Here is a 4,255-nt window from a genome sequence, read left to right on the forward strand (position 1 = left end):
CGCGAAAGACCTTGATCTTTTTGCGAAGAGACACCGACCACTGGGGCGTCAGGACCACACGACTTCACCGTCCGCGTTGCACGCACACGTCAGTTGCGCGCTCGGCGTCCACCGCATCCCACACCACGTTCGTGACGATCGCGAGCCGCCCCTCATCGGGTGAGACGAGCGCAGTCTTACACTAATTTTTGCTTTCGAAAAACAGAAATATTTTTCTCACCGGGACTTGCCATGTCGGGCAAATCAATGCCAAGGGCCGGACTCGGTGCGTGGCGCCGCGGGGTGCGCGGACCGGTTGGTAGCCCGGATTCTTGCCTCTAACATAAGCGTGACAGCTGATAGTTCGGCCTTGCGCGGCCAAGATTGCATGTCAACCTTGCGACCCGCGGAGGTTCGAAAATGCGATGGCGTGTTTTAGTCGGTGCGATGCTTGCGGCTGCTGTGCTCGCCTCCGGCGGTCCTCGGGCCGATGCGGCGTCAGCCGAAAAACCAGAACTTGCGGATACGCAGGTTACGCCTTCCGTTGACGTAGAGCTCATCATTGCGGTCGATGTATCCTACTCGATGGATCTCGATGAACTCGCCGTTCAGCGGGAGGGGTATGCCCAGGCCATCGTCTCCAAGGAGTTCCTGCAGGCGCTGAGAGGCGGTCCGAACGGCAAGATTTCGATTATGTACTTCGAATGGTCGTCGTCCGGCGACCAAAAGGTCATCATTCCGTGGCGAGTGATCGACGGACCAGAGACGGCTGATGCCGTCGGCAACGAAATCATGCAGACGCCCGTTCGGCGAGGAGCGCGAACCTCGATCTCAGGTGCCATCCTGTTCGCGATGCCATTCTTCGATCAGAATCCGCATCGAGGCCTGCGGCGCGTGATCGACATTTCCGGCGATGGTCCGAACAACAATGGACCTGCCATCACGCCTGCTCGTGACGAGGCGCTGGCCAAGGGCATCGTCATCAACGGTCTGCCAATCATGATCAAGGAACCATCCTATTCAACAATGGATATCGACAACCTCGATTGGTACTACGAGGACTGCGTGATCGGTGGACCAGGCTCCTTTGTCGTCTCCATCAAGGACCGCGAAAATTTCAAGGACGCAATTCGTACAAAACTCCTGCTCGAGGTCGCGGGGCATACGCCCGACCACAGGGTCGTTCCCGCGGCCGGGAAAGAGCCGAGGGTCAACTGCCAGATCGGCGAAAGGCTCTGGCAGGACCGTTGGGGACGCTAGGATGCTGGACCTGTTTCGGCGCACGCGTGCGCTGACCTATATGAACGCCACAGGGAAGGGGATCCGCAAGATGGCGAGGCAGGTCACCGTCTTTTTCTACGGCCTTTTCATGGACCCGGAGGCGCTGCACGCGCGAGGCTTCCGACCGCGTAATGTGAGGACAGCCCATGTCGATCGCTTTCGCCTGCAACTCGGTGAGCGCGCAACCTTGGTGCCACACGAGGGCGGCCGGGTGCATGGCATCGTCATGACGATGCCGCACGACGACCTGGATGCGCTCTACGCGGATGACAGCGTGGCCGCATACCGGCCCGAGCCGGTGCTCGCGCATCTGCCGGACGGATCGGCCGAGCCGGCGCTGTGCTTCAATCTGCCTACGCTGCCGGCAGCGACAACTCGCAACACTGATTACGCCGTGCGCCTGCAATCGGTGGCCCGCAAGATGGGGCTGCCGGAATCCTATGTGGCGAGCATCGCGGATTCTGGATGATTGTGGCGGATTGCGCTTCGCTGGTCGTATGTCCAGAGAGCCTTTACTTGCCCAGCCTCGTCGGGTTGTTTTGTCGCACCCATTGCCTCCACTTCGTCATTGCAAGTTGAGAAGGGCGGACTGGCGATGCGCAATGGGCCGCGATCGTCGAAGCCGGCAACGGGGCCGCAAGAGCATCGATCAATCGATCCGGGGCAAGATCTGAAACTGATGGAATGGTGGCGGCGACGATAGCGTCCATTCAAGCGTGGTGGCGCCGGCGCCCCACGGGTTGTCGGCAGCCCGCTCCTTGCGGACAAATGCGACTGCGAGGCCGACAAGGAACACGATCAGGCCAATTGCGGAGATATAGGATCCAATCGATGCAATCTGATTGAAGCCGGCGAACGCGTCGGGATAATCGGCGACGCGCCGCGGCATCCCCGACAGTCCGAGGAAATGCATCGGAAAGAACGCCAGATTGACGCCGACGAAGGTCAGCCAGAAGTGCAGCTTGCCGAAGGTCTCCGAATAGACGTATCCGGTCATTTTCGGAAACCAGTAGTACCAGCCTGCGAAGATGGCGAACACGGCGCCAAGGGATAGCACGTAGTGGAAGTGGGCCACGACGTAATAGGTATCCTGCAATGTCCGGTCGACGCCCGGATTGGCCAGCACAACGCCGGTAACCCCGCCGACCGTGAACACGAAGATAAATCCAACGGCCCACAGCATGGGTGTCCGGAAATCGATTGAACCACCCCACATGGTGGCGATCCACGAAAAGATCTTGATGCCCGTGGGTACCGCGATCACCATGCTGGCAAAGGCAAAGTAAGCCTGCGCGCTGCTAGACATGCCCACCGTGTACATGTGGTGCGCCCAGACCACAAAGCCGATAAACCCGATTGCGACCAGCGCATAGACCATCCCGAGATAACCGAACAGCGGCTTGCGGCTGAAGGTGGAAACCACATGACTCACGATGCCGAAGCCGGGCAGGATCATGATGTAGACCTCGGGATGACCGAAGAACCAGAACAGGTGCTGAAAGAGGACCGGATCGCCGCCGCCTGCGGCACCAAAGAATGTCGTGCCAAAATCACGGTCGGTGAGCAGCATGGTGATGGCGCCGGCAAGCACAGGCAGCGACAACAACAAGAGGAACGCCGTCACGAGGACCGACCATACGAACAACGGCATTTTGTGCAGCGTCATGCCCGGCGCGCGCATGTTGAAAATCGTCGTGATAAAGTTGATCGCCCCCAGGATCGACGACGCACCGGCCAGGTGCATCGACAGGATGACAAAGTCGACTGCCGGGCCCGGGTGTCCGGCCGTCGATAACGGCGCGTAGAGAGTCCAGCCGGTGCCGGCGCCGTCCGAGCCGGGCTCGCCCGCGGTGAACACCGAGGTGATCAATAGCGCGAACGACGCGGGCAGCAGCCAAAACGAGATGTTGTTCATTCGTGGAAAGGCCATGTCCGGGGCGCCGATCAGCAGCGGCACCATCCAGTTGCCAAATCCACCCATCATCGCCGGCATCAGCGTGAAGAAGATCATGATCAGGCCGTGGCTGGTCACGAACACGTTGTAGGCATGCGTATCGGAGAAAACCTGTAGTCCCGGGTGCTGCAGTTCCATCCGGATCGCAACGGAAAGGATGCCGCCAATCAAGCCCGCGCATATCGCGAACACGAAATACATCGTGCCGATGTCTTTGTGGTTGGTCGAATAGAGATATCGCCGCCAGCCACCAGGGTGATCGTGCGTGTGCAGGCCATGCGTCGCGTGTTCAGCGGAAGGCATCCCTGGTTACCTTAGGTTCTGGATCTATTGCGATGAGTCGACGGATGTGCGTGCGGCGATCCGGAGGAGGCCATGGGCGCTGCAGTCCGACCGAGCAGAACGTCGCGCAACACGACGGCGTGGTTGTGAGTTTCGTCATGCGCCGCAAACACCAGCGTGATCTGGCGCGCTGCACCAAGCGCACGTAACTCGTCAAGCCTGTCGCGGTGCCGATGGATCTCTTCCGAATACCGGCGCCGGAACTCCTGCCAGCGAGCGGGGTCATGTCCGAACCACTTCCGTAGCGCGGTGCTGGGGGCAATGTCCTTGGCCCACAGATCGATGGCGGCGTTTGCCTTCATGAGGCCGCGGGGCCACAGCCGGTCGACCAATATCCGGAAGCCATCGGCTGCATCCGGAGTTTCGTATGCGCGCTTGAGCTTGACGTTTGCGGCAGCAATTCCTCTGCTCATGGACATCGCTCCTGAACGCCGTCGCGCCAAAGCGCGATGAGATCAGGTTGAATCATCATCGCGCTTTAGCCTCTTGTTTGAGCATGATCTCTTCGGAAAACCGCTTCACACTTTTCCGGATCATGGCGTAGGGCCTTTCCGTTTTGATTGAATCAGAACGGGGCTCTAATCTTTTGTTTTGACGCGCTTTCTTCACGCGAACCGGTATCCACTTCGCTCGAAAACGCTCTAGCAGTCTGCTGAAAAGCCCAGAAATTGAAGCATTGCTGTGTGTTTGGGCAGGTGG

The 4,255-nt window shown here is 59.4% G+C and carries 4 protein-coding genes and 1 pseudogene; 2 read left to right on the forward strand and 3 right to left on the reverse strand.

Translation table 11 applies throughout. The annotated features are described in order from the left end of the window. The first annotated feature begins 399 nt into the window (after window positions 1–399). Together ACFFWD_RS41845 and ACFFWD_RS41850 are read left to right on the forward strand one after the other, a co-directional pair. On the forward strand, window positions 400–1,239 hold the full coding sequence (locus tag ACFFWD_RS41845) for a DUF1194 domain-containing protein (protein ID WP_376975246.1): 840 nt from the start codon (window positions 400–402) through the stop codon (window positions 1,237–1,239). Window position 1,240: 1 nt separating this feature from the next. After that, a complete protein-coding gene (locus tag ACFFWD_RS41850) occupies window positions 1,241–1,729 on the forward strand; it encodes a gamma-glutamylcyclotransferase family protein (RefSeq protein WP_376975247.1) in 489 nt (162 codons plus the stop codon). Window positions 1,730–1,909: 180 nt separating this feature from the next. Here the strand turns inward: ACFFWD_RS41850 and ctaD are convergent, their stop codons facing one another. From ctaD to ACFFWD_RS41865, 3 genes and pseudogenes are all read right to left on the reverse strand, one after another. Further along, window positions 1,910–3,517 (reverse strand): cytochrome c oxidase subunit I, encoded by a 1,608-nt coding sequence (ctaD, locus tag ACFFWD_RS41855; protein ID WP_376975248.1) that lies wholly within the window; start codon window positions 3,515–3,517, stop codon window positions 1,910–1,912. Window positions 3,518–3,528: 11 nt separating this feature from the next. Further along, window positions 3,529–3,969: a DUF488 domain-containing protein gene (locus ACFFWD_RS41860; RefSeq protein ID WP_376975249.1), complete on the reverse strand. Its 441-nt coding sequence runs from the start codon at window positions 3,967–3,969 to the stop codon at window positions 3,529–3,531. 55 nt (window positions 3,970–4,024) lie between these two features. After that, window positions 4,025–4,255, reverse strand: a pseudogene (locus tag ACFFWD_RS41865) (hypothetical protein); the annotation flags it as partial.

Source organism: Bradyrhizobium erythrophlei, assembly GCF_042430365.1.
Lineage (GTDB): Bacteria > Pseudomonadota > Alphaproteobacteria > Rhizobiales > Xanthobacteraceae > Bradyrhizobium > Bradyrhizobium erythrophlei.